The sequence below is a fragment of the Microcoleus sp. N9_B4 genome (genome assembly GCF_036701635.1).
GTDB lineage: Bacteria > Cyanobacteriota > Cyanobacteriia > Cyanobacteriales > Microcoleaceae > Microcoleus.
Window position 1 is genome coordinate 94,130 of sequence record NZ_JAUBRC010000011.1, and the last position, 25,777, is coordinate 119,906.

Sequence of the window (25,777 nt, forward strand, 5' to 3'; positions counted from 1 at the left end):
CCAGTATTATTAGTCGCTTTCTCAATCATTACCAATCGTCAGTGCGGGCAGTAATTCTAATTGTGATAAAAGCCAGGGTTTCAGCAATACAGAACATAAGCAAAACTTCTCTATGTAGGGGCCATACCCACGGCACCTTACCGCTTTAGTCCGATCGAGTTTTATGAGGACTTTAGTCCTCACTACAAACCTCGACTCGTTATCTCGATGCGATCGCCCCGATCGCACTTTACGGTTGTTCGATCGATTGTTCGATCGGCAATTCTATGATAAACTCGGCTCCGTGGCCTAGTGCAGACACGCAGCTCAGTTTGCCACCGTGTTCTTGGAGAACTTTGTAGGAAATTGACAGGCCTAAACCGGTGCCTTTGTCGGCGGGTTTGGTGGTAAAAAAAGCCTCGAATAACTGCTGGGAAACTTCTTCTGGCATACCCGGGCCGTTGTCAGAAATCCTAATTACAGCATTGGAATTTTGGACTTCTGTCCTAATTTTAATCTTGCTGCGGTTAGCTTTGACTTCGGCAACTGAACGCCCTTCGTTGTATTCCTCGATCGCGTCGATCGCATTTCCGATCAAATTCATAAATACCTGATTGATTTTCCCAGCATAACACTCAACCAAAGGCAAATTTCCATAGTCCTTAATTACCGCAATTTCGGGATAGTTGCCTCTGGCTTTCAGGCGGCTTTGCAGGATCAGCAGCGTTCCTTCAATCCCTTCGTGCAGGTTAACTTTGCTCATTTGAGAATCATCTTTGCGGGAGAAATTTCTGAGCGATCGCACGATTTCCCGAATGCGATCGGCCCCAACCTGCATCGAAGACATTGCTTTCGGCAAATCTTCTAGCAGAAACTCTAATTCGATATCCTTAATTTTATTTTGAATTGCTGCCGGCGGCTGCGGGCAGTGCTTCTGGTACATATCGAGCAAATTCAGCAAATCTTCCGTGTAGTGGCCGACGTGGACGAGATTGCCACAAACGCTGCTAACAGGATTGTTAATTTCGTGAGCGACACCGGCTACCATTTGACCGAGAGTAGACATTTTCTCAGTGTGAATCAATTGAGCTTGAGTTTGCTGCAATTCGTGCAAAGTATTTTCGAGTTGAAGTTTTTGTTGGGTTAACTCTGTTTGCGATCGCAGTAAAGCTTCTTCACTGCGTTTCTGCTCGGAAATATCAGTAATTAACCCTTCCAAAGCTATCAATTCTCCCGAGTCTGAAAACACTCCCAAACCTTGCTCCCAAACCCATTTTAATTCGCCATTTTTAGAAGTAATTCGGTAATTTAGCTGATAGGGTCGATTTTCTTGCAAAGCAACTTGCACGGCATTCCACAAATTATCGCGATCGTCCGGGTGAGTCAATTCCGATATAGAAACTTGCCGAGTGCCGATAAATTCTTCAGGAGAATAGCCGGCTAACTGATAGCAACCTTCGCTGACAAACTCCATACTGCGATCGGCATCGTTGCGAAAACGGTAGGCCATTCCCGGCAAATTGCTCATCAGCGTCGCCAAGGCCCGCTGACTTTCCCGTAGGGCTTCTTCGGCGTGTTTGCGATCGGTAATATCCGTCATCACCGCCAGCATACAGAGTTCGCCGTCCAAATTAATCAACTCTGCTGACAGCAAACATACCACCACCGATCCCGACTTCATCCGAAACTCGCATTCCTGATTGCGAACAACACCTTGTTCGTACAAACTTTGTCTAAAATTAAGTCTGTCTTCAGGCCTTACCCAAATATTTAACCCCGGTACTGTATTCCAGGTCGTTTCTTCTAAATCGTAACCAGTCATCGACAAGAAACTATCATTAACTTCAATAAAACGACCCTCAGCAAAAGTAGTAATAATCATCGGATCTGGGCTTGATCGAAAAGCCTTAGAAAACTTTTCTTCCGATAAACTCAATTTTTTAATAGCCTCTTCCAACTGACTTGTCCGCTCTTTAACCCGGCATTCCAATACCTCATTAGCCTGCTTCAGGGCTTCCTCAGCCTGCACGCGGTAAGTGATATCGCGCACCACGCCTTGCAGCCCTATTTTGCCGCCGATATCCATAGAAGTTAGCAGCACTTCCGCCGGAAACTCAGAACCATCCAAACGGCAGTGCCGCCAGTCAAAACGGCAATTTCCCGATCGCAAAGCCGTATTAATTCGCTCTTGAGAAAGACTCCTAGAATCTTGTCCGTCCGGTTGCAACGGCGGGCTGAACTCCGAAGGATGCTTGCCGCAAAACTCGGATTCAGTGCTGCATCCAAATAACTTTAAAGTAGCCGGATTGCAATCCAAAAACCCCTCTTCGTCTAGCAGCATTACCGCATCAGTCGTCGATTCGTACAAAGTGCGAAACTTTTTTTCCGACGCCTGCAAAGAAGCAATCAACTGCATTTTTTCCTCAGCCGCCCGCTTTTGGTCAGTAATATCCTGCATTACTTGAGAAAAGCCCTGCAACTTTCCCCTTTCATCACGCAAAGGAGTAACAATAATATTCGCCCAAAATCGCGATCCGTCTTTACGAAGCCGCCAGCCTTCATTTTCGTATCGACCTTCTGCCACCGCCAGGATTAATTTTTCTTTTTGCTTGCCGATTTCAAGATCTTCTTTAGTGAAAAAACACTCCGAATTATTGCCGACTATTTCATGAGATCTGTATCCAAAAATGCGTTCTGCACCAGAATTCCAGCTAGCTACATACCCATCAGGATCTAACATGAATATAGCGTAATCCTTAACGCCTTCAATTATTAAGCGCAGGCGTTCTTCGCTTTCTCGAAGTCCCGATTCTGCTTGCTTACGCTGGGTGATATCTTCTACAAAACCCTCGTAGTAGAGCAATTTCCCTGCTTCATCGCAGACAGCCCGCGCATTTTCAGCGATCCAAATTATTGTTCCGTCTCGGCGATAAATCTGCGACTCAAAATCCGACACGACGCCCTGTTCTTGCAAGGCAGAAACAAATTGATCGCGCCGATTGGGATTGACGTAAAGCTGATCGCTGATATCAGTCAGACAGCCCATTAATTCTTCGGCGGAATTATATCCGTAGATGCGAGCCAAAGCTGGGTTAGCGCTGATGTAGCGACCGGATTGGGTTGTTTGAAAAATACCCGACACAGCATTTTCAAACATACTATAATATTTTGCTTCCATTTGGTGCAGTGCCTCCGCGACATTCAGGCATTCTATCGCTTTATTTCCTAATTTTTGATTTCCCACTTGTGAATACCCTGCTCTTGTGTGTGAGTTGAATATTTTTGGTCTACCGCCTGTTAAATTTGAGCCGTTATTTAGGCTAAAAGATGTTGTGTCACAGCCGGAGACGAGTGTGTTTATTCCTCTGTCCTACTGGACTGTTAGTTATTAGTGATTGTTGCGGAAAGTTTAGCTAATCCGGTATTTATTTGATGCTTGACTGGCTGTCACGATCGCATTGGCACATCGATCGGCTTGCGGTGCAGGTGTTCTAGCAAAACCCGCTCCTTGAAATCTCCCTGAATATATTAGCAGTTGAATACCCTGAAATAAGTTAGTAGCAAGGATGTTTTTACAATAAAAGGCAGCCAATTCTACAACCGCAAGAACCTATTTTTAGGATTTGGGTGAGAGTACGATCGACTCTTACCCAATGCCACAAACCCGCCTGCATGAGCTAAACGCTCGCTGTCCTTGCTGTCAGTCGATTGGAGATTTGAGATTTTAGATTAAAGAATTGACTCCACAGATGAATCTGGGGCTCCCTAATGTCTAAAATTTTTTGGTCTCCACAACTCCTGTCGGAAACTTTTATCGGTATTTGGCTGCTCTGAGTTAGTGTTAAGTATTATTGCTGATAGATAATACAGCAGAGTGCTAGCAGTTGTACGATCGGGGGTTTCTATGTAAAGTTGGCACAACAATAGGGTAATTGTTGTATCAAAAAATTCATATTCTGCTACTGCGGGCGGAAAAATGCTGTAGCGGTGCTGGCATTTAGGCAAAAATCTGGGCCCGATCGCGCAAAATGTGGTCGGCAAGTCTGGTAAAATCCCGATCGATTCTCAGTTTGGCCACAAAGCTCGATCGAGCTAAATTTGACTAGAAACTAATATTAATGACAGATTCTCCTCTACTAGCAACGCCAGAGTTATCCCCTGCTTCAACCCAGACGGCGGATTCTCCTGTGTGGCCAGCCCTCCTGCAACAACTATTAGACAGACAATCTCTCTCACGCACCCAAGCAGCCGACTTGATGCAGGGATGGCTAGCAGAAGCTATTCCCCCCGTCCTCTCAGGAGCCATTTTAGCGGCTATCCAAGCCAAAGGCATCTCTGCTCAAGAATTGGCAGGAATGGCTCAGGTATTGCATTCTCAGTCCCTTGCAGGCGAGTCGGAGAGCATTTTCAATCCCAAATCCTCAATCTCCAATCTCAAATTAATTGATACTTGCGGCACAGGCGGCGACGGCGCTTCCACGTTTAACATTTCCACTGCTGTAGCTTTTGTGGCCGCCGCCGGCAAAGTTCGAGTCGCGAAACACGGAAATCGCTCCGCATCGAGCAAAGTGGGTTCTGCTGACGTGTTGGAAGCACTCGGAGTCAACCTCAACGCCGATTCCGCGAAGGTAAAAGCTGCGGTAGACTCTGTGGGCATCACCTTTTTATTTGCGCCTGGGTGGCATCCCGCACTTAAGGCTGTAGCGCCGCTCCGGCGAACTTTGAAGGTGCGGACTATTTTTAACCTTTTAGGGCCCCTTGTGAATCCCATGCGCCCTACAGGGCAGATAATCGGGGTGTTCGATCCTAGTCTGGTATCAACTATTGCTCAAGCTTTGGGCGAGTTGGGGACTGAGTTAGCTGTAGTCGTTCACGGCAGAGAAAAATTGGACGAGGCGGGGTTGGGTGATGTGACTGATTTGGCGGTTTTGTCGGATGGCAAAGTGGAACTCACTACTTTAGACCCGGAAAAGGTAGGATTGACACCAAGTGCGATCGGCTCGTTAAAAGGCGGAAATGTTGAGGAAAACGCCGAGATTTTGCGGAACGTTTTGCAAGGCAAAGGTACCCCAGCACAAATGGATGTTGTAGCTTTGAATGCGTCTTTGGCTTTTCAGGTGGGAGGTGCAATTCCTATGGGTTCCCACGCAGCAGGAGTTTCTCTGGCTAAGGAGATTTTATTGAGCGGTGAATCTTGGTTGAAGTTGCAGCAGTTGATTGAGTTTTTGAAATGAAAGAAGAAGGAAGAGGGAAGAAGGAAGAAGGAACAAGGAAGAGGGAAGAGGGAAGAAGGAAAGAGGGAAGAAGGAACAAGGAAAGAAAAATTTAGAATGCCAAAATCTTCCCGCTCAAACCGTCTACAACTCAGCCTTCTTTCTGCATTCATACTTTTTCAAGTTGGGAAACTTTTTTCTCTTTTCTCTTCTTGTTGGTTATTCAAAAAAATCCTTCTTCCTTCTTCCTTCTTCCTTCTTCCTTCTTCCCTCTGTTTAAGATCGCGATCGAAATTCAATCACATCTTGCTTAATAGTCACATCTTTATTACCAAAAAAGTCGTGACCCAATAGTCCGATATCTAGCGACGGCGAGATGGCAACAACTACATTGTTAACCGCCAGACCACCTGCTTCCATAGAAGTCAAACGACCGAGGGGAAAAGTAGCTACTCCGTTGGGAGTTTGTGCTTGCACTGTTCCCTGGAGAACAACGCCCAAGGCTTTAGCCATTGCTGGTGTAATTACTGTGCCACTAGCTCCAGAATCTACCATCATCTCGAACTTTTGTTTGCCGTTAAATGTGACTTCTATGACCGGGATATTAGCCTCTCGGCGTTTAATTTTTGCCTGAAATACTCCAGACTTGGCGGAGGGCGAAGTAGCGGGATTCAATGCTTCGGGGAGAAAACCGCAGACTGATTGGCTGAGGTTGAGGGTTCGGCCTGACGAGCTCCGCATGAAGCATCCCTCACTTTCTTGAGCCACTGCTCGCGAGGAGTTGGCAACAGTCCCTACTAAAATTGAACTGCTCACAGAAATAACTGTTGTTACAACCAGTAACGGTTTGCACAGTTTTTGAGAGTTCTGTAGAGGCTTGTATAAGTTTGAGAGTAAAGGCAAGGGAGATTTACTAGCCATAGTTTCGTTAAACGCTGTAGCTCGATCGTAACAGCGACAACTGCCTTTTGGTATAGATTTAGACTTTGGGCCCTCCTAAGCTGCTGGCAAATAAATTTATGGCCCAGGGGGAGATGAAGAATTTGCACTTATTGCTGCTTTTTGATTACCTGTGGCATAAGTGCCTCCGGCATCGGGCTTCGGGCATAAGTGCCTTGCTTTTCCGAACCATTGCACAAATTCAAATAATATCTGTATATTGCCGGCTAGCATCAAATCCCTGGCAGTGGTAAGAATTAAACCAAACGAAAGTAATTAAGGATGCCATGTCACTTTCAACTGCACAACCCGCTCTCCTAGTCCTGGCTGACGGTACTGCTTACCGCGGCTGGTCGTTTGGCGCTGACGCCACCGTCGTTGGCGAGGTAGTATTTAATACGGGAATGACGGGCTACCAAGAAGTATTGACTGATCCCAGCTATTGCGGTCAAATTGTAACTTTTACTTATCCAGAATTGGGCAATACCGGGGTAAATCTTGAAGACGAAGAATCCTCGGGCCCGCAAATTCGAGGTGCGATCGCCCGGAACGTATGCAGCCGCCCCAGCAACTGGCGCTGCTCGCAATCTCTGCAAGACTACCTGAAACAGTACGATATCCCCGGAATTTACGGGATCGACACCCGCGCCCTCACTCGCAAAATTCGCACGGTGGGAGCGATCAACGGTGGCATTTCGACCACGATTCTCGACCAGGCAGAGCTTTTGGAGCTAGTGCAAGACGCCCCCAGCATGGACGGGCTGAATCTAGTCCAAGAAGTCACCACTCGCGAGGTTTACGAGTGGTCTGAAGCCACGGACTCGGTTTGGGAGTTCAGTCCTACAGTCAAACCTGCTAACGGCCAAATGTGGACTGTGGTAGCGCTAGACTTTGGGATCAAGCGCAACATCCTGCGGCGTCTGGCGAGTTACGGGTGTCGGGTCATCGTTGTCCCCGCTGACACGTCGCCGGAGGAAATCCTCAAATACAACCCGGACGGCATTTTTCTGTCCAACGGCCCCGGAGATCCGGCGGCGGTAACGGAAGGGATCGCGACTGCGAAAGCTTTGTTAAAGTCGGACAAACCCGTATTCGGCATCTGCATGGGACACCAAATTTTGGGACTTTCCTTGGGTGCAGAAACTTTTAAACTTAAGTTCGGCCATCGGGGATTGAATCATCCAGCGGGTTTAACTGAGCAAATAGAAATTACTAGCCAAAATCATGGTTTTGCGATCGACCCCGATTCCCTAGCCCCCGAAGTAGAGATTACTCATCTCAATTTGAACGATCGCACCGTAGCCGGATTGAAGCATAAAACTCTGCCACTGTTCTCAGTGCAGTACCACCCAGAAGCCAGTCCGGGCCCGCACGACGCCGATTATTTATTCGATCGATTCGTGCAGTCAATGCGAGACAATCAGAAAGTAGCCAGCAGCAAGTAGTCAGCAGTCAGCAGTCATTAGTCAGTAGTCATCAGAGGCTGTTTGTGTCGATCGCTTCTGACTAATGACTAATGACTCATGACTAATAACTAAAAAACTGTAGACAAAAGACCAAAAAACTCCTATAATGAAGCCTCGACTTTAAGCCATATCTAGCTAGGAGGGTGTCATTTCTGAGTCATTGACCCTGACCGTTAGCCTCAGAGGCACTCGCGAAGTCAGGAATAACTGTCAGTTATTTCGCCTGACGGGCCTGCTGGACGCTTTTTCTGAGGCCACTTTTCGGAAGGTAATAAGCAAATGTATTGACGAGGGCCCAAAACACGTAATTTTGGACTTGTCTCAGATAGACTTTGTGGATAGTTCAGGCTTGGGCGCACTTGTGCAACTTGTCAAAAAAGCCCAAACCTTGGAAGGGACATTGCAAATTGTCTCAAATCCCCGCGTAACTCAGACTGTTAAACTGGTTCGCTTAGAGAAATTTTTGTCTTTGCAGCCTTCGGTTGATGAGGCGGTAAAAAACGTCAAGGATGCTTGACGCCAAAGTGGATTAAATTAGCTATCCGGTTCTCAACGCTGGATAGCAAATTTTTATTTTTTTGCGGCTAAAATAATACCGATTGTCCCAGAAGCTGCGACACGCGCCAGCGGCTATTTCCCCGATGCTTAGAGTTTCGGTGGAGGGGCAGTAAAATATGTGTGGCAAACACGCGGAAAAATGGTATAAAAATTAGAGCATCCCGATTTGGTAAAAAGCCTTTTTTAGGAGTGCGATCGTCGCGCCAAGCTTTGCCTATATATCTCGCTTCGTGCTCTGAGAGCGAACAGTCCTGTAAAAGCTATAATTGCGGAAGTGACGAAAGACTAAATAAGTAAGTAAGTGACTAGAAAAACCAAGCTGTGCGGAAGTTTTATTTAAAAAAGTATGTCGCCGATCGCAGATGACGGGCTCAAACTGAGTCTGACGGATATCAGTTTAAATCGAGTGCATCCTGCGAGGGCTACACCAGCAGAAATAGAAAGAATTTCGCCCGCAGCCTGGGCATATTTGGGAGATGCAGTATACGAACTCTACGTTCGGAGTTCCTACTTAGTGCCACCCAGAAGATTGCAAGCTTATCACGAATTAGTGGTGGGGCAAGTACGAGCCGAAACTCAAGCGCGTCATTTGCGATCGCTCTCTCCTTACTTGAACAGTACAGAATTAGCAATTGTCAAGCGCGGCCGCAATGCTGCAGCGGGCCGTTCTAAGCGAGCAGATCCAGAGATATACCAACAAGCCAGCAGCTTAGAAACCTTGGTCGGATATTTGTATCTCACCGATCCCGAAAGATTGACCGAACTTCTGGCACTTTTAGATCTTGAGACTTAAAGGATTTAGCAGTTAAGAGTTGGGAATGGGGAGGGATTAATTAACCATCCTGGCACGGCTAACATAAAACCGCAAAAATCTCGATCGGGCAAATAGGATTTATCAGTTATTAACTAGCAATTTGAACACAGCAAAATCCTTGCTCCCTCCCTAGAATATCTCAAATCTCAAAGCCCAAAGATTGCTCCCTCAATCAATAATCTCACATCTCCAATCTTCTACAATCGACTAGCCTTCAGCCCAAACGTTTTGACCACAAGAAACCAATGAGAAAATTTACCAAACCAAACTTTTCGCGATCGAATTCCGACAGCAAGCCATTCAAAAGCGAAGGCCGCCGTCAGGACTCACAACCATCATCTCCCCGCTTTGAACGCAAGCCCCGTCCCGACACTCGCGGAGTAGACGCGCCTCAAAAGCGATCAACCTTCGCCCCGCAATCGCGAGAAATGCCCGTGAGAGCAATTTTCAAACGGAGAGTCGATGCCGACGGCCAACCGGAAATTCGCAGAAATAATCATTTCAAAGACAGAGACAGCAGCCCCCAGGAATCCAGGGGCAATTATTACCAAGACAGAGACAGAGATAGCAGCCCGCAGCCGGCCCGCAACAATTTCCGAGACAGAGACAGAGACAGCAGCCCGCAGCCGGCCCGCAACAATTTCCGAGACAGAAACAGAGACAGCAGCCCGCAGGAATCCAGGGGCAATTATTACAAAGACAGAGACAAAGACAATAGCCCGCAGGAGTTCCGGGGCAACCATTTCAGAGACAGAGACAAGGACAGAGACACTCGCCCTGTGGACAGTGCCTCAAATACAGTCGTGCAACCAGACGCAGACACAGACGACATGATTTACGGCCGCCATGCGGTGCAAGCAGCTTTAGAAACAAACCAAGTCCTCAACCGGATCTGGGTTGTTCCCCACCTGCGCTACGATCCCCGCTTTCACAGCTTGCTAACCGAAGCCAAAGCCAACGGCAGCATCATTGACGAAGTTGACGATTTGCGCCTCGACTACATCACGCGCAAAGCAAACCACCAAGGCGTAGCCGCTCAAGTATCAGCCTACGAATACCTGGATTTGAGCGAACTGATCGCCAAGGCTAAGTCGGCTTGCGAAGATCCAGTAATTGTGGTAGCAGAAGGACTCAACGACCCGCACAATCTGGGGGCGATTATTCGCACCGCAGAAGCATTGGGATCTCAGGGCATGGTGATTCCGCAGCGACGGGCTGTTGGGATTACCTCGGCAGTGAGAAAAGTGGCAGCAGGGGCATTGGAAAGCCTGCCCGTGGCGAGGGTTGTCAATCTTAACCGGGCGCTGGAAGAACTCAAAGAGGCTGGATTCTGGATTTATGGCACTGCAGCAGGTGTCGGTCAATCGGTAGAGACAGTCAAGTTCTCCGGGCCCACTGTTTTAGTGGTTGGTGGTGAAGCTGACGGTTTGAGCCTTTTGATACAGCGCGGATGTGACGGATTAGTTTCAATTCCTTTAAGGGGCCATACTCCTAGCCTGAATGTCTCCGTAGCAACGGGGATGGCTTTATACGAAATTTACCGCCAGCGCGGGCCCAAAAAGTTTCACGTACACGGATCGTAAAGGTGGTTGAAAAAAAGAGCACAACAGAGTAGCTTATTGTGAATGTCGCCCAGAATGGAGTGGCACCACACCGGGAACAAGTAAGGATAGCCGATCGACTGTCGTTACTTGTTCAGGCGAAAATAGAAGGGGCCTTGCCCCTAGGTTCAAACAGGAATTCGACACCCATCTATTTAAATATCAGCTTTAAATAGTTTTGGATCGGTTCTTGGCAGCAGTCAGCCACGTGTAAATAACAAAAGCCTAGGCGTGTTCGCAGCACCCTGAAAACACCGTCAAATACATTAGAAAAGCACATGAAAGAATTCTTGATTAGCTTGCTCAATTTTTTCGGATTGGCTTGGTGGGTTGAAGTTAAAACTTCAGCGCCGCGGTGCATTTACTATTTTGGCCCGTTCTTAACCAATGGAGAGGCGGAAGCTGCAAAAGCAGGATATGTAGAAGACATAGAAAATGAAGGGGCAGAAGGTGTTAGTGTTTCGATTTACCGCTGCAAACCAATTACTTTGACTGTTGCAGAAGATTTGGGAAAGTTTGGTGATGGAGGGCTGTGGCCGGTTTTGAGCGGTCAGTAGAAACAGGGGAGTTTTGAGTTTTGAGAGGCCTACGCTTCCCTAGCAACGCTGTGCGGTTTTGAGTTGTGAGTTATAACTTCAACACTGTTGAGTGTTGGGTGATTAATTGCTTCTGACAAACTCCAAACTCAACACTCGCAATTGCCCACTGCTTCGGGGTGACTCTCTATCCAGCGATCGATGTCTGCGATTACCCGATCGGGAATTTCCCAGGGGAACAAGTGGGCTGTATTGGGATAGCACTGCCACTGACAATCGTGGAGGTGGCGGGCGGTTTCTAAACTGGATGCTGAGGTGATGTGCCGATCGCCCTCTCCGGCCAACACCAAGCTGGGACATTGAATGTCGCCCAGGTGCAGCAGTCGATCGTATCCAGCCCTCAGAGCGGTATTTAACGCCTTGGTGGCCGTGTTGGAAGTCTTGAGGTAGGCGGGGGTACCTGCCTGTGCTAAGTAGCGGTAAGGGGTGGCGTTATGCTGCTGTATCAAGTAGCGAAAGAGCGATCGCCTCGCAAAAGTATCAATATTCCACTGCCAACCCGGTATCACCCAATTGATAATTCCGGCTAAACCGGTGTAAAGGTTATCTTGCCAAGAAATGGGAGGATGACTTCCTCGCGGTTTGGCTGCGGATGCAAGGAGAATCAAACCTGTGACTCGCTGGGGATATTTCATGGCTAATTCCAGGGCTAAAATCCCTCCCAAAGACCATCCGATCACCAAACACCGATCGACTCCTAATCTGTCTAATAGTGCTTCTAAATCGACCAGATGATCGGTCATTTCAAAGAAAGTTGAGGTGCGGCTGTTGCCGTAGCCGCGCAAGTCTGGGGCGATCGTCTGGAAGCGTTTTGAGAGGTGTTCTGTGAATACCGACATACAATCGCCGGAACCTGGATGGCCGTGCAAGCAGAGAATAGGAAATCCTTTGCCTTTGACGGAAACACTGAGTTTTTGATGCGGCATTTTTTAACTGTTTGGGCGGTGCGTTTTCCCCCGCTATAAATTGTATATTCCAGCGATTAAAAGCTGGGGTTTCGGACCATGTAATCTGCAATTTTAGAAATAGACTGGCGCATTTGTAGCTCGCCGCTGCGGCTGTCAATCACAGTAATCACATAGGCCTCGTCGTCAATGCTCATCGCTAAAGTTGTGCCGAGCACCCAGGAATTTTGACCAGTTTTTTCCCCCAACCACTGAGCTTTAGTTCCTTCCAAGGCGGCAAATCCCAGAGCGTGATCGTACTGGCGGTTGAGAGTTTCTATTAACAGTTTAGCACCGGGTGTTTCGCCGTTGTAAATTTGCACCATCATTTCGGTGAGTTCGTTAGCAGTCAGGCGGTTGCGACCAGAACCGGGGTTGGAGGGCATAATTCTTTCCCCCATTAATTTGAAGTTGACGCGGGTGACTTCGTAGCCACTATTATCTAAATATTGATTGATGTAATCCGAACCCAAATAATCGATTAGTTGATTGGTGGCGATATTGCTGCTGCGATAGATCATTTCTTCTAACAGTAGCTGTAGCGGGTAATTGCGATTGGACCTAATCTTTGCCGATGCGTCTTCGGTGAAATTACCGCGAGTGACTAATACTTCCTGGTTCAGACTAATTTTTTCTTTTTCGACTTTTTGCATCAGGGCGACAGCAATCGGCAATTTAATTAAGCTGGCTGGACTGACAGGAGGTACATCGCCCCGCAGGTTTACGCATTCTCTAGAAAGGTTGCAAATGCCGATCGAAGCTTGAGCCGACAAACCGCTTTCCCGGGCAAGCACACCCAAGAAATCAGATTTTGCTTGCTGCACTTGAAAGGTTGCTGCTGTTAAATTTTCCCGGTATTCTTGAGTTTTTGAGGCGGTGAGGGAAGCTAAAAATGAATTTTGAGGAACTTCCTGCAAGTTGTTGAGGGCTTGATGCCAGAAAAATTGAGTTTGCTGCGAAGATTCGATCGACTTATTTGGCTGCTGTTTACTTTCTACCGCTCTGTTGGCTAAACGCACTGCTTGCTGTAAGTTGTCGTTAGCCCTCTGTTCTACTAATATTTGAGCTTCCACCGCTTGCAACTGCTGTAGCAGTTGTTCTTGAGGATTAGCTGCGAAGGGAACTAAGCCGGAAAGGATGCTTGGTTCTGGGGAGGGAGATGAGGGTTGTTCTAATTCGGTGATCAGCCGATCGCGAATTTTGTAGAGTTCGTCTAGGGAACGCGGGTTAGATGATTGAGAGAATGAACTTGCGATGGTTAACATCTGAACCAGTCCAATGCCGGCTACTACTGCCGCCATCTTGTTGGCGATCGACAAAAAACGCCTGATCCCTCGCATATTTAACATCCTCAACACAACCAAATTCTATATAAGCAGCTATTGTTACATCAGTCAAACGGTTTAAGATTTTAGATAGGAGAACAAATCTAAAATCTAAAATCTAAAATCTAAAATCTAAAATCTAAAATAGTTCGATCGCGCCAATGTGGCAAAATAACCAAAATAAAGGGAGCGATCGCACGAAGGCAATCAACCCCCTCTAAATATTGCGAACTATCTACTTTCTGCGCCGCCGTCGCCAGTCAGCACCCAACCGCTTGAGGTAATCCCAGCCGCGTTGGGGCCAGACATGATCGCTACCGATTTTTTCGGCAATCCAGCGAGCGACTTTGGGGCCTGTCCAGTCTCCGCCGTCGGGGGCAGATCCTTGCAGCGCTTGTCGCAGTTCTTCTTGCTGTTCAGGATTCAGCAAGGATTTCGCAGGAGGGGGCTGGCGGTCTCCGCTGCGGTTTCTCACAGAGTTAGGCCCTTCTCGGTTGTAGCGCTGGACAATTTCTTTGGCGTAGTCGTAGTTGAGGCCTACGACTTGGGCTGCTTGTTTGATAGTCCAATTTCGGGAAACTAAGAGCAGCAAGTGCCAGCGGCGCGACTCTGTGGTGTTTTGTGCCTGCCGGTAGCGAATTTTAAGTTCCTCTGCCGTCAGGTGGGATTCTAAGTGAGCTTTAGGTGGCATTCCTCCAACGGGGCATCGGGAACTTCTTAGCATATATCTTGGGTTTTGGGGATAATTCCGGATGAAATTATTTTCCTGGGGATCGTTCGGGCAAATAAGTAGCTTTTTTTACCGCAGATGCAGGCAGCTAGTCACATTTGAGGAAGGACTGCTGTTTTTTTGCAGGTGCGCGCAACAAAAGACCTCGGCGTGGCGGTGAGCGTTTCGAGCTTTTTTGTGAACCCCAGATTTCTGACAGGCTTGTTGACCTCTGGCACAAGGGGCGTGGATCGGAAAAGGTCGATCGCTATTTCCTGCGATCGCGCAGCCCCCATTAATTCACTTGGATGACTGATAACTTTCAGTCATTTTTGACTAAAAAAGTGATCTTCATAATCTGACCCTAATTCTTAGGGTATAGACCGCCATAATCTAATTTTTTATTATCATAATTTTCTATTTCCAGTTCATTTATTTCTGGACTTTTAGGATACGATTCATCTCAGAAATAATTTCCTTTAAATGCTGGTAATTAGCCTTTTTAAAACCAATGAATTCTAACAGGTATGTATTTTATGACAACTATAGTAGTCTGAATATTCCCCGAAATAAAGCAGTTATAACCAGGAATTAGTTTATTTTTTATGCCATCTTTTTCTCCCATAAATCCTGGCTTGCGTCGAAGATAAGCTGGGTTCTAATATTTTAGAATTGAGATTACAGAATTGGGAATGACTGATTTCCTAATGATTGTGAGCTTGCATACACATTCTTAGAGGCAGAACCTAATTATGTAGGGGCCGCATTGCACACCTTACCTCTTACTCATATAATTCGCGCGTCCAACCACTTGTTGCATAAGTTTTGATACAGTTGCATTCTTGGTTTGTTAAAAGATTAGGTAAAAAACTCGATCGCTATTTTGTGTCTGGTGGGATTTTGGGAATTTAATCTATTGTAGATAAAATGACCGATCGCGCGTTAGCGGAGCCCTCTTCGAGGCTCGAACTTTCGCCACAAAAATAGCCGACTTTGCCTTCGGGCTGTAAGCAGGTACAATTGCCAGTTATATTAACTGTATTGTCTCAAAGTAGAAATGATAAAGGTACGAGCATGCCATCCATCCGCGAGTTGCACCGACAACTGGTCAATAAAGAACGCTCTGCTGTGGAAATTACTCAAGAAGCATTAGACCGAATTACCCAGCTAGAGCCGAAGTTGAAAAGCTTTCTGTGCGTGACGGCAGACAGCGCATTGGCGCAGGCCCATAAAGTGGATGCCCAAATCGCAGCCGGAGAGCAACTTGGCCTGTTGGCCGGCATCCCGATCGCCGTTAAAGATAATATGTGTACCGAGGGCGTTCCCACAACCTGCGCCTCTCGGATTTTGGAGAATTTTGTTCCTCCCTACGATGCCACCGTCGTCTCCAAACTCCAAGCAGCCGGTGCGGTGATTGTGGGTAAGGCGAATATGGACGAGTTTGCAATGGGGAGCTCGACAGAAACTTCTGCCTATCAAGTTACCGCGAATCCTTGGGACTTGGAGCGCGTACCCGGAGGGTCTTCTGGCGGTTCTGCCGCAGCGGTAGCCGCGGGAGAATGCGTCGTGAGTTTGGGTTCTGATACTGGGGGCTCAATCCGCCAACCTGCTGCTTTTTGCGGGTTGGTAGGGCTGAAACCGACTTATGGGTTGGTTTCTCGCTACGGTTTGGTGGCCTATGCTTCTTCTCTCGATCAAATCGGGCCCTTTGGCCGGACTGTTGAGGATACGGCGATTTTGTTGGGGGCGATCGCCGGTTATGATCCGAGAGATTCCACGAGTCTTAATGTCCCAATTCCTGACTACGCTCAAGCTTTAAGACCCAGTTTGCGACCGAAGGGTCAGATGAGAATTGGTGTAATTAAAGAAACTTTTGGTGTAGGGCTGGACTCGGGGGTTAAAGAAGCGGTTACTAAGGCGATCGAGCAATTTCAACAATTGGGCGCAGAAATTCAAGTCATTTCTTGTCCCCGGTTCCGCTACGGTTTGCCCACTTACTACATCATTGCTCCCTCGGAAGCTTCGGCAAATTTGGCGCGATATGATGGAGTTAAGTATGGTTTCCGAGCTCCCGATCCCGATAATCTTTTGGATATGTATGCCAAAACCCGCTCTCAAGGGTTCGGTGCGGAAGTTAAACGCCGGATTGCGATCGGCACTTACGTATTGTCGGCTGGATATTACGATGCCTATTATCTAAAAGCTCAAAAAGTTCGGACTTTGATTAAAGAAGACTTTGAAAAAGCTTTTTCTCAAGTTGATGTTTTAGTCTGTCCCACTGCTCCTACTACCGCATTTAAGGCAGGCGAAAAATTCAATGACCCCCTGAGTATGTATTTGTCAGATTTGATGACTATTCCCGTGAATCTTGCTGGTTTGCCAGCTTTGAGTTTGCCCTGCGGATTTGATGATAAAGGACTGCCCGTGGGTATACAACTGATTGGTAATGTTTTGCAAGAATCTCGGTTGTTTCAGGTGGCTCATGCTTACGAACAGTCTACGAATTGGCACTTACACCACCCGGAATTGCATTAATTTTTGAAAATCGGCGGAATGCTGCGGCGGAAGTTAGTAATCGATCTTGGCTAATTGTCTGAATTAATCATTTGCCATTAGCTTTTGAGCGATCTCTAATTTCCCGCGTGCTCTATCTATGAACAAGTTGCTAGTATTCCTTTTGTCTAAATCGCTAATAGCTTTTGGGATAGTTTTGGCCGTTGCTTATTCTGCTGCTTGTGTATTCCTATTTGTAGCGCAAGGTAAGTTTATCTTTTTTCCGGCGCGGGCGATCGAAACTACGCCAGATGATTTTCAGTTGAAATATCAAGATGTCTGGCTGCCAATTCCAACTAAAACAGGCGCGGTGGAAAGCGTGCACGGGTGGTGGATTCCTGCCTCGGAAAATCCCCCCAGCCCCCCCTTAGCAAGGGGTGGAGCAAGAAAGGGGGAGGCTGTTCCCTCTGTTAACACCGGAGACTCGGATACCCCCCCCAGCCCCCCCTTGCCAAGGGGGGGAGCTAGAGGAGTCGGAACGTCCCGGCAAAGTGAGAGACGAGCCGTCGCTCCGGTTCCCCCCCTTGTTAAGGGGGGGTTAGGGGGGGTAGTTTTGTACCTGCACGGCAATGCTTCAAATGTGGGAGCAAATGTCGAACACGCTCATCGATTTCATCGATTAGGTTTGTCGGTATTTGTGATGGATTATCGTGGTTATGGAAAAAGCCAGGGCGATTTTCCGAGTGAATCTCAGGTTTATGAGGATGCTCAACTTGCTTGGGATTATTTGGTGAAACAGCGGGGGATTAACCCGAATCAAATTTATATCTACGGTCATTCTTTGGGAGGCGCGATCGCGATCGATCTAGCCGTGCGTCACCCGGAGGCGGCCGGGTTAATTGTAGAAGGCTCTTTTACTTCGACGCGGGCGATGGTGGAGTTCCAAAAAGGCTTGTTTTGGATGTTTCCGATCGATTTTTTGCTGACACAGCGGTTTGATTCTCTTTCAAAAGTCGATCGCCTGCAAATGCCCGTGCTCTTTATTCACGGGACTGCTGACAATGTAGTTCCAGTGGAAATGAGCAAAAAAATGTTTGATGCAGCACCTGAACCCAAACAGTTGTACATAGTTCCTGATGGAGGTCACAATAATGTGGCACAGATCGGGGGCACAGAATATCTGCAAATACTGAGCCAGTTTTTAGGTTCTTCAAAGTAGATAAAAGCTCTTGGCGGTAACAGGTTGAGTTTGATATCTGTACCGCCTACTCGCACTTCTAACAGTACATATTAAACATAGTAGTGATGGGGATGATACTGCTTAGTAGAACCTTAATACATTCAGCCACCAGTCATTCAAAGCATAGCAGTAATTACAGTAATTGTTCGTGCTGATCGCTGGTTCTTTCTTAACTTCGCAGCCTCGCCGAGATGTTTTTCTGTTCGGCATCCGGGCTCCGCAGAGATTCGCATCTGTGAGATTAGCTTTGTTTAATCTCGCATCCCTCAAGTCGGCAGATCTAAGGTCTGCACCGCTGAGATTTGCACCGCTCAAATCGGCTTCTTTGAGGTCTGCACCGGTGAGATTTGCACCGCTTAAATCGGCATTTCTCAGGTCGGTTCTACTTAGTTTAGCGGCGCTCAAATTACTGCATTTTAAGTTAGCAAACTGGAGGGATGCGTCTCGCAGAAAACTCTCGCTGAGGTTAGCATTTTCTAAGTTAGCTCCCCTGATGTCTGCCCTGCTCATGTCGGCTTTGCTGAGGTCGGCGTCAGCCAAAAAGGCGTTTCTCATGTTGGCGTTGTTTAAGTTAGCTTCCATTAAGTCAGCCGCAGTCAAGTCGGCATCAACTAAGTCGGCCCTGCTGAGAGTGGCGCGGCTCAAGGAAGCCCCAAACAAATCTGCACGGCTCAAGGAAGCGCCAAATAAGTCGCATCCGGGACATCCTCTGGTTTCTAGCAACCGCTTGACTAGAGACAGATTTTGAGCTTGTAAGGGAAGTGCGGCGCAAAATGGGAGTAGCATTATCGCTGCAGTCAGAATTTTGAGTTTGATTTTGGTCATAGTCTGGGTAAGTTCTGTAACTGCCTTTCATCACGGATTTGTCTGCTGGACTTACGTGCGGGGGACCAAAAACCCGGTTTCCTCGTTAATTCCTCGCTGTCAAACCCAATATTCTAAGCAGAAACTGGGTTTTTGCGTAAGTCCTAGTCTAGTGGATGGACGCGACTCGACAGTGTAAGGTTCGATCGCGCTCACGGATATTACTTACGCGTTGGGGATGAAAGCCCACACATCAAGGCTCCCTTGCAGCGAACAGCGAAGGGCCAGAGTCCCTGAATACCAGGGATTCTGGAGCTGGCGACGGCTGTGGCAAGTGGCTGACTCCGACAACGGATAAGTATTTGTAATCGATGCAGTTGGATTTTGCTGCCGAGGGCGATCGTTCTCCGTACAGGCGATCGGTAAATAAGCCAATTGGCTTAGACTCTTAAGACATATTGCTGATGCGCTACCTTCTATAAAGAAGATAGCATTTTTGTGTGATCCCCGAAATAATACCGAGCCAGCAAGTATAAAAAAAATACCAAATGTCTCGGCGGGTGGGAAAATAGGGTACAGCTAATACTTTCAGACGAGGAAAATAGATGTCGAACAGCATAGATCAACTTGCAGAAGGTGGCAGGGGGATCAAACTCATGTGGCAGATTGCAGACGAGATCAGTTACACTCGGACTCTCGACAATCGAAACTGTTTGTCGCTGAGCAAAACTTACGAAGTAGAAGGTCGCAATCGATCCCAAAATATAAAAAAAGCTAGCGTTTTAGATGAGTTAATGAATTTATTAAACACCTGGGATTGGCAGACTGAAACACAGCAGCAACAAGAGCTGCATGAAACTTGTGTTCAACACATTAGCCTGCAAGTCAACACAGATGTCAATGCTTTAACTCAAGTTTTGTTGTGGTTTGAGCAGTTGAAAGATTTATCGCTCCCCAATGAAGTTTGGTGGAGGTTTCAGTTGGCGTTGGCTGAAGGTTTCACTAATGCAGTTCGCCACGCTCACAAAAATCTGCCAGTAGAAACTCCTATTCAACTGGAAATTACGGTGTTTAATGGACGGTTGGAACTCAAAGTTTGGGATTGTGGCCCGTGTTTTGATTTTCAGGCTAAGCTGAAGGAAATTCTGGCAGCAGATAGAAAAGGCGGCTTCGATTTAGAGGTTTTGAACGATGCTTGCTTGATGCCTAGCAGACATAAAATTTTGGAACCGTCTCTATTTCTAATTGCTGTGTAGCTTTGGAGTGAGAGACAATTAACAGACTGGCACGGTGAAAAATGTGTTATGCTAAAAACGGTGTTAGGGGAAAGTTACGGGTTTTGTCTCCGCGTGGGTGAGGGGTTTTGAATACTGCCAACCTGCTGCGGTTTGGGTTAAGAGCTATGGTCTTGGGTGACTCTATAGCAGTTAAATAGAAACGGGTGGATCTGTAGAATTAAATATTAAAAATTCAAACAGAACTAAGGCAAGCGTGTCACAATTAGTAAGGCGATCTACTATCCGAAAACCTTGATAATCCTTTCATAATCAAAGTAGTAGATCGCCCTACAAGTCGGGAGCATCTCATATTTGTAAAAATACTTCTTCTGGCTTCTTCCTTCTGACTCTTTCCCCGCAGCAAGAGAGCCTCAAAACTCCTGCCTCAAAACTCCAATTTCTAGCTTGCCTGCTTTCATTGAGATGCTCTCTACCAGTCGATGGTCGTGTGCCAGTTGCAAAAATACTATGAAAATAAAAACTTAAAAATTATTCACACTAATATTTGATTTTTTAATTTATCATAGTATCTGGTCGCTCACCAATTACTCATGATTTCCAAAGAAACTTTATTTGTTCTATCTCTATTTCCCTACTTGGGATTTCTCTGGTTTTTGACTCGATCGGGAAAAACACCCCGTTTAGCTCTGATGGGGTTTTACGGGACTCTCGTTTTTGTAGGAGTGACGATTCCCGCCGCAATTTACGCAAAAGTTGCTTACAACGAGTCGCTAGCAAATGTCGATTGGCTACACGGTTCGGCGGAACTCTTCTTAACAATCGCCAATATTTTATTAGTTTTAGGCTTTAGAGAAGCGGTGATTAAAGCCAAAGAATCCTCACAAGAATAAACTTGAGAGGGTAGTCGGGATTAATGCGAAACTTTCATTTGACTAGCGTCGGTTTAATTGGGCGAGATAATTGAGATACTGGTGAAGGCGATCGGTGTTAGTGTCAAGTAAGCGACTGGCCCAAGAATGTACATTAAGTTGCGATCGCATTTCTCGAAACACCGCAGCATCACCGCGATTGTCTAGAGGAAAAACCCAAGCATCAAATCCAGCCGACTTTAGACGGCTAACAGTTCCCTCGCCATCTTGCACCCACAATTGAGGGTTAATGCGAAGCGGCTGACAGGAATATTCACCGACAACAATTCCACCCACAGAAACGCTAGCACCTTCTCCACGATTGGAAAGTTCTTGTAAAATAGCTTTGAGGGAATTGAGTTTTTTCCCGTCTTGTACTTGCTGCGGTGTCAGCTTGACAATCACCATTTCTAAAACTTCCACAGGTTTTGTCGATCGTACAACGTTGAGTGGTTCGGCTGGCCAATGGTTATTTATTTCCGGTTCCACTGTCTCAATTTCCTCTGCAACCTGTACTGTTTCCACCGGCTTAGCAGTGTCTACAATTATCTGAATTTCCTCCCCATCTTTCTCAATTTTTCCACTAATCAGTAAGATCGCATTCTCTACGATGTAAGGTTTCACTTGTTCGTAAGCCTTGGGGAACACCACAGCTTTTATTTGAGCTGTCAAATCTTCTAATTGCAAAATTGCCATCGAATCGCCTTTTTTGGTCACTACCATTTTGATAGCGCTGAGCATGACAATAACTGATACTTTACCCTTTTTATCTGCTAACTGTTCGAGAGTCACCACATCTGGATCGGGGTTTACTTGCAGGAGAAACTTTAGGGGATGTTCTGATACATAAAAGCCAAGCAACTCTTTTTCTAAACGCAATTTTTCCTGTTTGTCATAATCATTGACAGTTTTTGATTTGGGGGCAGAGTCATAGGTACTTGCAGACTTTCCGAAACTATTCCCACCTAACAAGTCAAACAGATTACCTTGACCGCTTTCTCTATCTTTCTTGCGGTCTCCGGCCCATTTCATCACCCCTTCAAGGTCGTTTACTAATTGCTTGCGGTTCGGATCGATTTTGTCAAAAGCACCGCAGTGAATTAATGCTTCTAAAGCGCGGCGGTTGACTGAATGGAGATTTACGCGATCGCACAAATCAGCAAGCGATTTAAACTTACCCCCTTCCTGCCGCGCCTCCAAAATATTTTCAATAGCCCCTTCACCCACATTTTTAACCGCCGAAATTCCAAACAAAATTTTATGTTTTTCAGCTTTAGTCATCTCCATCGGCAATGGCGTAAAAGTTAGTTCAGAACCATTAATATCAGGCGGCTCAACGTCAATCTTCAGCTTGAGACAATTAGCAATATATCTCTGTACCTTCTCCTGGTCGCCTCTGTTAGCAGTCAGCAATGCAGCCATGTACTCTACAGGAAAATTTGCCTTTAAATAAGCAGTTTGATAAGTGATATAGGCATAGGCCATTGAATGGGATTTATTAAAGCAATATTCTGCGAATTGAAGCATTTGCCCGAACAAGTCTTCGGCAATTCTTTGAGTGACACCATTCTTAGTCGCCCCATCAATAAATATTTCCTTTTGCTTCTGCATTTCATCAGCCTTCTTCTTACCCATTGCGCGACGCAGCAAGTCAGCTTGACCTAAAGAATAGCCCGCCAAATCTTGAGCCATCCGCATAATTTGCTCTTGGAAACAAAGCGTTCCATAAGTCTCTTTTAAAATCGGCTCTAACAGCGGATGGTCATATTTAACCACCTCTCTACCGTGTTTGCGATCGATAAATTGTGGAATCAAACCAGCATCCAGCGGACCGGGACGATAAAGCGCCAGAATAGAAGAAATATCATCCAGACAGGAAGGTTTAATTTTTTTTACTACATCCAGCATCCCAGAAGATTCTAGCTGAAAAATACCTTCTAAATCTCCTTTTTCTAATAGTTGATAAGTTTTTGCTACATCAGGGGGCAACTTGTTATTCCTAGTAAATGTCTCTTGAGCTCTGCGTTCTATATTAGAAGGCAAGCCTTCGGCATCGATAGTTATATCCTGCGTGTGCTTAACATAATCAACTGTTTTTTGGAGAGTTGTTAAATTTTTAAGTCCCAGAAAGTCCATTTTCAGTAGCCCCAAAAATTCCAAGTCTTCCATGAAATATTGGGTGATTACAGCGCCTTCATTATTCTTTTGCAATGGTACAATTTCATCAAGGGGGACGGAAGAAATTACCACACCGGCGGCATGAACACCATAGGTTTTGTTAGTTCCTTCAATGCGAATTGCCATGTCAATCCACTGACGCACTGGGACTTCGGTGCCAGTTTCTGCATTTATGCAAATTGTATTTTCGTAGTTGTCTCTAAATTCCTGTGCAGGTGTTGCATCGGAAATCATCACTTTTAGTTTTTCCGGTTTCCCCCGCGACACGGGAATCATTTTTGCCATTTCGTCTGCTTTTTTGTAGGGAATACCTAAAACTCTGGCAACATCTTTCAAGACAGCTTTTGATGTCATTCTGTTAAAGGTAATAATTTGCGCTACTCGGTCTTCGCCATATTTTTCAGTAACGTATTTAATCATGTCGTCGCGCCTTTCTATGCAGAAATCGCTATCGATATCTGGCATAGATTTGCGTTCGGGATTGAGAAATCGCTCGAATAGTAATCCGTGATGTACAGGGTCTATATTGGTAATTTTGAGGACGTAGGCAACTAAAGAACCTGCGGCCGAACCACGTCCGGGTCCGACGGGAATATTGTTGTCTCTAGCATATTTCATGTAGTCCCAAACTACTAAAAAATATTCTGAAAAGCCCATCAGCTGAAGCATTTTCAGCTCGTATTCTAGTCTTTGTTTATAGACTGGGGGGATTTCATTTCTGGTACGAGCTTTGAGGCGTTCTAATAGTCCGATCCAAGATATTTCTTCTACATAGGTATCGGCGGTATGTTCTGGGGGAATTGGAATTGTGGGAATCCGAGCTTCTCCTGTGAGCTCGTATCTCGATACTTTATTTGCGACTTCTAGCGTATTTTCGATCGCCTCTTTGATTGTTTCATCGTCCAAATGGTCTCGAAACAGTTGCGCCATCTCCATAGCAGACTTAAGATATTCAGTGCCGCTGTAGCGCATCCGCTTGTCTTCTTCAATCAATTTGTTTGTGTTAATGCACAGCAAAGCATCGTGTGCTTCTACGTCGTTGCAGGAAATATAGTGAGAATCATTGGTGGCAATTATTTTAATCTTGAGTTCGCGGGCAATTTTGACGATTTCAACATTAACAATCCGGTCTTCCGGGGAACCGTGGTCTTGAATTTCTATATAGTAATCTTCCCCAAATACTTCTTTATACCATGTGGCTACTTCACGGGCAGTATCTAGCTTGTTTTGCAGAATCATTTGGGGAACTTCCCCGCCCAAACAAGCACTGGTAACAATTAAACCTTCGGAGTATTGTTTTAGCAGTTCCTTGTTGATGCAAGGTCTGGCAAAAATACCTCTTTCAGGCATTCCCTTTAAGTGGGAAATTGTGGTTAGTTTGACGAGGTTTTTATAACCTTGGGTATTTTTAGCTAAGACAACTTGATGGTATTTTCTTCTACCTCGAACTTTTACTTCAATGTCGCCGTTGACGACGTACATTTCATTGCCAATAATCGGCTTGATATTTTTATTTCGGCAAACTTTGATGAGCTCGATCGCGCCGTACATCACCCCGTGGTCTGTAAGGGCGATCGCGGGCATCCCCAATTCCACCGCCCGTTCTGCGAGCTGTTGTAGCTGAGAAGCCCCATCTAGTAAGCTATAATCGCTGTGAATGTGCAAACCAACGAAGGACATAGGGATTTAAAATATAAGATTTGAGAATTTAGATTTTACACCATTGGCGTGTCAAAGGGTAAAATAAAAAACAAAGCTTTATATCACTCTTGAGCTGGTTTACCCTGGGGCTTCTAGAAGTGCAAAAGATGAGGTTGTTGCGGTATAGATGATTTAATGGGTAAATTATTCTCGCTGGCGATCGAACTTTTACAAATTTGCTTGTTTCAAATAACCTTCCAAATCTTTAATCCGTTCTTGCGTCACTCTAGCCCTGCAATAACCGTAGGTAGAAGCAGCCAAACTACCGCCTTCAAACTGTCCTTTTGCATAATCACAATTTTCATCCCGAAATTTAATCCAAGTACGCTGTGCCACCGTCAATCTCTGCTTTTGTCTACTGCTGATTTTTGCTTGCAGTTGCTTATAAACTTGATTGAGCTTTTTGTCGGCAGCCTCAAACTCTTGACTAGAACACATATTCATGTCTAGCGTGGTTTGAGGATTTTTGCAGTTAGGCTGTTGGGCGACTTGCAGGGGAATGTTGCTGGCTTTGCTGGGAAGCAAAAATCCGGCTGTCAACAACAGCAAACTCGCGACAAATTTTACCGAAATAGTGCTATTTTTCACTTAGTTTCTCCCTTTTTTAATCTTTAATTTTCTCTGCTGGCTGCGCCGATCGCCAAATCCACCAAGCTGCAGCCCACAAAGTAAAATTGCCGAAGAGAGTCATCGCCGCTTGCAGGGTAACGATCCATTCTAGGGCGGGAGAGTTGTCAAAATAGTGCCATGTACAGGCACACATAGCGCTGACAAGAGCGGGCAGCATTCCGGCGGAAAGGGCCCACCAAGCTCGGTTTTGAGTGACTTCGCCGTAAGTCCAAATTAACCAGATGGCGGCAATCCACTCGACGACGCTAGAGACGTGAATAATCCAGGTGGGAATTGACAAAGCGTGCATTTTTTGTAGGGTGAACGAAGATGTATTTATTTGTTTAAGGCAGTTGACTGTTAACTGTTAACTGTTGACTGTTGACTGTTGACTGTTGACTGTTTACTGTTAACTGTTAAAATAATTTATGGCTCGATCGCAACAATTAGATATTGTAATAG

General features: G+C 46.1%; 20 protein-coding genes. 10 read left to right on the forward strand and 10 right to left on the reverse strand.

Annotated elements, in window-relative coordinates; translation table 11 throughout:
* Positions 1-229: 229 nt before the first annotated feature.
* Positions 230-3,223 (reverse strand): PAS domain S-box protein, encoded by a 2,994-nt coding sequence (locus QUA43_RS09985; protein WP_333373414.1) that lies wholly within the window; start codon positions 3,221-3,223, stop codon positions 230-232.
* 165 nt (positions 3,224-3,388) lie between these two features.
* Positions 3,389-3,571 (reverse strand): hypothetical protein, encoded by a 183-nt coding sequence (locus QUA43_RS09990; RefSeq protein ID WP_333373417.1) that lies wholly within the window; start codon positions 3,569-3,571, stop codon positions 3,389-3,391.
* A gap of 526 nt (positions 3,572-4,097) precedes the next feature.
* On the opposite strand from QUA43_RS09990, the gene trpD reads away from it, so the two are divergent.
* On the forward strand, positions 4,098-5,213 hold the full coding sequence (gene trpD, locus QUA43_RS09995; protein WP_333373419.1) for an anthranilate phosphoribosyltransferase: 1,116 nt from the start codon (positions 4,098-4,100) through the stop codon (positions 5,211-5,213).
* Between the two features lie 255 nt (positions 5,214-5,468).
* Here the strand turns inward: trpD and QUA43_RS10000 are convergent, their stop codons facing one another.
* Positions 5,469-6,113: a retropepsin-like aspartic protease family protein gene (locus QUA43_RS10000; protein ID WP_445301959.1), complete on the reverse strand. Its 645-nt coding sequence runs from the start codon at positions 6,111-6,113 to the stop codon at positions 5,469-5,471.
* A 305-nt stretch (positions 6,114-6,418) separates the two neighbouring features.
* On the opposite strand from QUA43_RS10000, the gene carA reads away from it, so the two are divergent.
* The 5 genes from carA to QUA43_RS10025 all read left to right on the forward strand — a co-directional run bounded on the left by carA (position 6,419) and on the right by QUA43_RS10025 (position 11,127).
* Positions 6,419-7,576, forward strand: a complete 1,158-nt coding sequence (gene carA, locus QUA43_RS10005) for a glutamine-hydrolyzing carbamoyl-phosphate synthase small subunit (RefSeq protein ID WP_333373425.1) — start codon at positions 6,419-6,421, stop codon at positions 7,574-7,576.
* A gap of 181 nt (positions 7,577-7,757) precedes the next feature.
* Entirely contained in the window at positions 7,758-8,114 is a 357-nt protein-coding gene (locus QUA43_RS10010; RefSeq protein WP_015176627.1) for an STAS domain-containing protein, read from the forward strand.
* A gap of 387 nt (positions 8,115-8,501) precedes the next feature.
* A complete protein-coding gene (locus QUA43_RS10015) occupies positions 8,502-8,948 on the forward strand; it encodes a Mini-ribonuclease 3 (protein ID WP_015176626.1) in 447 nt (148 codons plus the stop codon).
* A gap of 266 nt (positions 8,949-9,214) precedes the next feature.
* Positions 9,215-10,552 (forward strand): 23S rRNA (guanosine(2251)-2'-O)-methyltransferase RlmB, encoded by a 1,338-nt coding sequence (gene rlmB / locus QUA43_RS10020; protein ID WP_333373428.1) that lies wholly within the window; start codon positions 9,215-9,217, stop codon positions 10,550-10,552.
* Positions 10,553-10,848: 296 nt separating this feature from the next.
* A complete protein-coding gene (locus QUA43_RS10025) occupies positions 10,849-11,127 on the forward strand; it encodes a DUF1816 domain-containing protein (protein WP_333205115.1) in 279 nt (92 codons plus the stop codon).
* 128 nt (positions 11,128-11,255) lie between these two features.
* Here QUA43_RS10025 and QUA43_RS10030 read toward each other — a convergent pair whose 3' ends face one another.
* The 3 genes from QUA43_RS10030 to QUA43_RS10040 form a co-directional block, all read right to left on the reverse strand.
* Complete coding sequence (locus QUA43_RS10030; RefSeq protein WP_333373431.1) at positions 11,256-12,092, reverse strand: alpha/beta hydrolase; 837 nt, start codon at positions 12,090-12,092, stop codon at positions 11,256-11,258.
* Positions 12,093-12,148: 56 nt separating this feature from the next.
* Complete coding sequence (locus QUA43_RS10035) at positions 12,149-13,450, reverse strand: serine hydrolase (RefSeq protein WP_333373434.1); 1,302 nt, start codon at positions 13,448-13,450, stop codon at positions 12,149-12,151.
* A 220-nt stretch (positions 13,451-13,670) separates the two neighbouring features.
* Positions 13,671-14,126, reverse strand: coding sequence for a helix-turn-helix domain-containing protein (locus QUA43_RS10040; protein ID WP_015176621.1), 456 nt, complete (start codon positions 14,124-14,126; stop codon positions 13,671-13,673).
* Positions 14,127-15,218: 1,092 nt separating this feature from the next.
* Between QUA43_RS10040 and gatA the strand changes: the two genes are divergently transcribed.
* Together gatA and QUA43_RS10050 are read left to right on the forward strand one after the other, a co-directional pair.
* Positions 15,219-16,679: an Asp-tRNA(Asn)/Glu-tRNA(Gln) amidotransferase subunit GatA gene (gatA, locus tag QUA43_RS10045; protein WP_333373437.1), complete on the forward strand. Its 1,461-nt coding sequence runs from the start codon at positions 15,219-15,221 to the stop codon at positions 16,677-16,679.
* A 118-nt stretch (positions 16,680-16,797) separates the two neighbouring features.
* A complete protein-coding gene (locus QUA43_RS10050) occupies positions 16,798-17,856 on the forward strand; it encodes an alpha/beta fold hydrolase (RefSeq protein WP_333373440.1) in 1,059 nt (352 codons plus the stop codon).
* A 102-nt stretch (positions 17,857-17,958) separates the two neighbouring features.
* Here QUA43_RS10050 and QUA43_RS10055 read toward each other — a convergent pair whose 3' ends face one another.
* Entirely contained in the window at positions 17,959-18,702 is a 744-nt protein-coding gene (locus tag QUA43_RS10055; protein WP_333373442.1) for a pentapeptide repeat-containing protein, read from the reverse strand.
* A gap of 584 nt (positions 18,703-19,286) precedes the next feature.
* On the opposite strand from QUA43_RS10055, the gene QUA43_RS10060 reads away from it, so the two are divergent.
* Both QUA43_RS10060 and QUA43_RS10065 read left to right on the forward strand, forming a co-directional pair.
* Complete coding sequence (locus tag QUA43_RS10060) at positions 19,287-19,937, forward strand: ATP-binding protein (RefSeq protein WP_333373445.1); 651 nt, start codon at positions 19,287-19,289, stop codon at positions 19,935-19,937.
* A gap of 572 nt (positions 19,938-20,509) precedes the next feature.
* The gene (locus tag QUA43_RS10065) at positions 20,510-20,809 is read left to right on the forward strand and encodes a DUF3593 domain-containing protein (RefSeq protein WP_333373448.1); all 300 of its coding nucleotides are present in this window, start codon (positions 20,510-20,512) and stop codon (positions 20,807-20,809) included.
* Positions 20,810-20,851: 42 nt separating this feature from the next.
* On the opposite strand, the gene QUA43_RS10070 is transcribed toward QUA43_RS10065, so the two are convergent.
* From QUA43_RS10070 to QUA43_RS10080, 3 genes are all read right to left on the reverse strand, one after another.
* Positions 20,852-24,685: a DNA polymerase III subunit alpha gene (locus QUA43_RS10070; protein WP_333373451.1), complete on the reverse strand. Its 3,834-nt coding sequence runs from the start codon at positions 24,683-24,685 to the stop codon at positions 20,852-20,854.
* Between the two features lie 189 nt (positions 24,686-24,874).
* A complete protein-coding gene (locus tag QUA43_RS10075; RefSeq protein ID WP_333373453.1) occupies positions 24,875-25,294 on the reverse strand; it encodes a lysozyme inhibitor LprI family protein in 420 nt (139 codons plus the stop codon).
* Between the two features lie 16 nt (positions 25,295-25,310).
* Positions 25,311-25,625, reverse strand: coding sequence for a DUF2499 domain-containing protein (locus QUA43_RS10080; RefSeq protein WP_242715849.1), 315 nt, complete (start codon positions 25,623-25,625; stop codon positions 25,311-25,313).
* Positions 25,626-25,777 lie beyond the last annotated feature (152 nt).

Excerpts from the sequence above, each read along its gene's own strand:
- trpD (WP_333373419.1), top strand. The coding sequence starts at position 4,098 with ATGACAGATTCTCCTCTACTAGCAACGCCAGAGTTATCCCCTGCTTCA.
- QUA43_RS10000 (WP_445301959.1), bottom strand. The coding sequence starts at position 6,113 with ATGGCTAGTAAATCTCCCTTGCCTTTACTCTCAAACTTATACAAGCCT.
- carA (WP_333373425.1), top strand. The coding sequence starts at position 6,419 with ATGTCACTTTCAACTGCACAACCCGCTCTCCTAGTCCTGGCTGACGGT.
- QUA43_RS10015 (WP_015176626.1), top strand. The coding sequence starts at position 8,502 with ATGTCGCCGATCGCAGATGACGGGCTCAAACTGAGTCTGACGGATATC.
- rlmB (WP_333373428.1), top strand. The coding sequence starts at position 9,215 with ATGAGAAAATTTACCAAACCAAACTTTTCGCGATCGAATTCCGACAGC.
- QUA43_RS10025 (WP_333205115.1), top strand. The coding sequence starts at position 10,849 with ATGAAAGAATTCTTGATTAGCTTGCTCAATTTTTTCGGATTGGCTTGG.
- QUA43_RS10030 (WP_333373431.1), bottom strand. The coding sequence starts at position 12,092 with ATGCCGCATCAAAAACTCAGTGTTTCCGTCAAAGGCAAAGGATTTCCT.
- QUA43_RS10035 (WP_333373434.1), bottom strand. The coding sequence starts at position 13,450 with ATGCGAGGGATCAGGCGTTTTTTGTCGATCGCCAACAAGATGGCGGCA.
- QUA43_RS10040 (WP_015176621.1), bottom strand. The coding sequence starts at position 14,126 with ATGCCACCTAAAGCTCACTTAGAATCCCACCTGACGGCAGAGGAACTT.
- gatA (WP_333373437.1), top strand. The coding sequence starts at position 15,219 with ATGCCATCCATCCGCGAGTTGCACCGACAACTGGTCAATAAAGAACGC.
- QUA43_RS10050 (WP_333373440.1), top strand. The coding sequence starts at position 16,798 with ATGAACAAGTTGCTAGTATTCCTTTTGTCTAAATCGCTAATAGCTTTT.
- QUA43_RS10055 (WP_333373442.1), bottom strand. The coding sequence starts at position 18,702 with ATGACCAAAATCAAACTCAAAATTCTGACTGCAGCGATAATGCTACTC.
- QUA43_RS10060 (WP_333373445.1), top strand. The coding sequence starts at position 19,287 with ATGTCGAACAGCATAGATCAACTTGCAGAAGGTGGCAGGGGGATCAAA.
- QUA43_RS10065 (WP_333373448.1), top strand. The coding sequence starts at position 20,510 with ATGATTTCCAAAGAAACTTTATTTGTTCTATCTCTATTTCCCTACTTG.
- QUA43_RS10070 (WP_333373451.1), bottom strand. The coding sequence starts at position 24,685 with ATGTCCTTCGTTGGTTTGCACATTCACAGCGATTATAGCTTACTAGAT.
- QUA43_RS10080 (WP_242715849.1), bottom strand. The coding sequence starts at position 25,625 with ATGCACGCTTTGTCAATTCCCACCTGGATTATTCACGTCTCTAGCGTC.